We start from the raw sequence: 3334 nt of genomic DNA, 5'->3' as shown, positions 1-3334 counted from the left end.
CGACCTGGACTGAGCCCCTCACCGCTTCGCGGGCTGCGGGGCGAGCGCAGCGAGCCCGCAGCCAGCCAATCCCGCGTCCCTCTTCTCCGTTTGGCCTGGCGAAGCCCGAGCACGCTCGTCAAGATGCCGCCGCACTGCCCGGAAGACCGGGGTGCCCAACGGCGTCTTGACGAGCGTGCTTGCCTGAAAGGAGGCCACACGGAGAAGAGGGACCCCGCCCACCGCAGTGGTAAACGGGACCACCAACAGAAGCGCCACCGGCCGGCAGAGCCCGTCCCCCTCTTTTTTGGAGGTCTGCCCCGCCGGCGAGGCGCGCTCTTCAGCTCTTGATCTTCATCTCTTGCCCTTCAGCTCGCAGCCCTTCACCCGTGGCCCTTCACCCGTGGCCGAGCTCAGTCCTCGTCCTCCACCCAGTCGAAGGTCTTCGTCACGGCCTTCTTCCAGCTCCGGTACTGCTTCTCCCGCAGCGAGTCGTCCATCGCGGGGTCCCACTGCTTGTCCTGGGCCCAGTTCTGCCGGATGTCGTCCTCCGACTCCCAGAACCCGACCGCCAACCCCGCCGCGTAGGCCGCGCCCAGCGCCGTGGTCTCGTTCACCACCGGCCGGATCACCGGAACCCCGAGGATGTCCGCCTGGAACTGCATCAGCAGCTCGTTGACGACCATCCCGCCGTCCACCTTCAGCGACTTCAGCGGCACGCCGGAGTCCGCGTTCATCGCGTCGATGACCTCGCGCGACTGGTACGCCGTGGCCTCCAGCACCGCCCGCGCCAGGTGCCCCTTGTTCACGAACCGGGTCAGCCCGACGATCGCCCCGCGCGCGTCCGACCGCCAGTACGGCGCGAACAGCCCCGAGAACGCGGGCACGAAGTACGCCCCGCCGTTGTCCTCGACCGTCCGCGCGTGCTGCTCGACCTCCGCCGCGGTCCCGATCATGCCCAGGTTGTCCCGCAGCCACTGCACCAGCGACCCGGTGACCGCGATCGACCCCTCCAGCGCGTACACCGGGGCCTTGTCGCCGATCTTGTAGCACACGGTGGTGAGCAGCCCGTTCTCGCTCATCACCTTCTCGGTGCCCGTGTTGAGCAGCAGGAAGTTGCCGGTGCCGTACGTGTTCTTGGCCTCGCCCGGCGAGAGGCACGCCTGCCCGAACGTCGCCGCCTGCTGGTCGCCGAGCACGCCCGCGATCGGCACGCCCTCCAGCGCCCCCCGCGTCCTGACCTCGCTGTACACCTCGGACGACGACCGGATCTCCGGCAGCATCGACAGCGGGATGCCCATGTCGGCCGCGATCTCCGCGTCCCAGTCCAGGGTGTCCAGGTCCATCAGCAGCGTGCGGGACGCGTTGGTCGGGTCCGTGACGTGCAGGCCGCCCTGCACCCCGCCGGTCAGGTTCCACAGCACCCAGGTGTCCATGTTGCCGAACAGCAGGTCCCCGGCCTCGGCCCGCTCCCGCGCGCCCTCGACGTTGTCGAGCACCCACTTGACCTTGGGCCCGGAGAAGTACGTGGCCAGCGGAAGGCCCGTCTTCGCCCGGTACCGCTCCTGCCCGCCGCCCAGCGCGCCCAGCTCGGCGCAGATGCGGTCCGTGCGGGTGTCCTGCCAGACGATCGCGTTGTAGACCGGCTTGCCGGTGGTCCGGTCCCACACCAGCGCGGTCTCGCGCTGGTTCGTGATGCCGACCGCGGCCAGGTCCGAGGCGTTCAGGTCCGCCCTGGCCAGCGCGCCCGCCGCGACCTGGCGCGTGTTCAGCCAGATCTCCTCGGCGTCGTGCTCGACCCACCCCGCCTTCGGGAAGATCTGCTCGTGCTCCTTCTGGTCGACCGCGACGACCCGCCCGGAGTGGTCGAAGACCATGCACCGGGTGGAGGTCGTGCCCTGGTCGATGGCGGCGACGTACTTCGTCATCAGTGGCCCTTCGTCGTCGGAGGAGGCCCGGTCAGACCGGGAGTGCCAGGTACAGGAGTGCGGCGAGCGCGCCACCGATCAGCGGCCCGACCACCGGGATCCAGGAGTAGCCCCACTCGGCGCTGCCCTTGCCCTTGATCGGCAGGAGCGCGTAGACGATGCGGGGGCCGAGGTCGCGGGCCGGGTTGATGGCGTAGCCGGTGGGGCCGCCGAGGGAGGCGCCGAGGCCGATGACGAGGAACGCCACGCCCGCGTAGCCCAGGGCGGAGTTGCCGAAGTTGGGGGTGCCGTCGGCGGCCAGCTCGACGCCGGGGCTGAGCAGGATCCAGATGACCAGCACGAACGTGCCGATCACCTCGGTGAGCACGTTCCACGGCGCGCTGGCGACGGTCGGCCCGGTGCAGAAGACACCCCTGGTGCCCGCCGGGTCGTCGTGGTTGTCGAACTGCTTCTTGTAGGCCAGCCAGGCCAGCGTCGCGCCGAGCATGGCACCGATCATCTGCCCCGCGAAGTAGACCGGCACGTCGGCCCACTCGGTCTTGCCCGCGGCGGCCAGGCCGAGGGTGACGGCCGGGTTGAGGTGCGCCCCGCTGGGGGCCGAGACGCTGGCGCCCACGAACACGGCGAGACCCCAGCCGAAGTTGACCAGCAGCCAGCCGCCGCCCTTGCCGAGCGAGTCCTTGAGCGTCACGTTGGCCACGACGCCCGCGCCCAGCAGGATGAGCAGGGCGGTGCCGAGCGTCTCCCAGACGAAGATCGAACCGGCGGTCATGTCGCCGTACCTCCTCTCGTGCAGGTGGACGGCGACCAGCCGGGCTCGGCGTCGTCGCCCATCCCACGGAGTGTGACGTTAAATCGCCATGATCGACTTGTCCATACCGGACACAACAGCGGGTACCGTGGGGGTGTCAGTCCAGCTAGGACGATCCGGCGGCGCCGCCGAGGGCGCGCGGCCACCGGTCGGACAGCACGTCGAGGAGGCGCTTTCCAGTGGCCACGCGCAACCCGTCACGAACCTCCGCAACGGGCAGGCTCGGTCCCGAGGACCGGGAGCGGTCGTGGCGCAGGCTCGGTGAGGAGACCTTCGACCTGGTGATCGTCGGCGGCGGCGTGGTCGGCGTCGGCGCGGCCCTGGACGCCGCCACCAGGGGCCTGAAGGTCGCCCTGGTGGAGGCCCGCGACCTCGCGTCGGGCACGTCCAGCCGGTCGAGCAAGCTCTTCCACGGTGGCCTGCGCTACCTGGAGCAGTTGGAGTTCGGCCTGGTCAGGGAGGCGCTGCGCGAGCGGGAGCTGATGCTCACCAAGATCGCGCCGCACCTGGTCAAGCCGGTGAGCTTCCTGTACCCGCTGACGAACCGGGTGTGGGAGCGGCCGTACACCGCCGCCGGGCTGCTGATGTACGACACCATGGGCGGCGCGCGCTCGGT

Annotated in this window: 3 protein-coding genes; 1 reads left to right on the top strand and 2 read right to left on the bottom strand. The window is 70.3% G+C overall.

Annotated elements, in window-relative coordinates; all coding sequences use genetic code 11:
• Positions 1-392: 392 nt before the first annotated feature.
• Together glpK and ACTUAL_RS28600 are read right to left on the bottom strand one after the other, a co-directional pair.
• Positions 393-1907 carry a glycerol kinase GlpK gene (glpK, locus tag ACTUAL_RS28605; protein WP_096496977.1) on the bottom strand — a complete coding sequence of 505 codons (1515 nt, stop codon included), beginning with the start codon at positions 1905-1907 and terminating at the stop codon, positions 393-395.
• Between the two features lie 31 nt (positions 1908-1938).
• Entirely contained in the window at positions 1939-2679 is a 741-nt protein-coding gene (locus ACTUAL_RS28600) for an MIP/aquaporin family protein (RefSeq protein WP_096496978.1), read from the bottom strand.
• A gap of 218 nt (positions 2680-2897) precedes the next feature.
• On the opposite strand from ACTUAL_RS28600, the gene ACTUAL_RS28595 reads away from it, so the two are divergent.
• Positions 2898-3334, top strand: a 437-nt coding sequence (locus tag ACTUAL_RS28595) for an FAD-dependent oxidoreductase (RefSeq protein WP_440902413.1), incomplete at its 3' end; no start/stop codon positions are given.

It is taken from the genome of Actinosynnema sp., assembly GCF_052038725.1.
The sequence above is the reverse complement of the archived record's forward strand: the minus strand, read 5'-3'. Positions and strand labels throughout refer to the sequence as shown.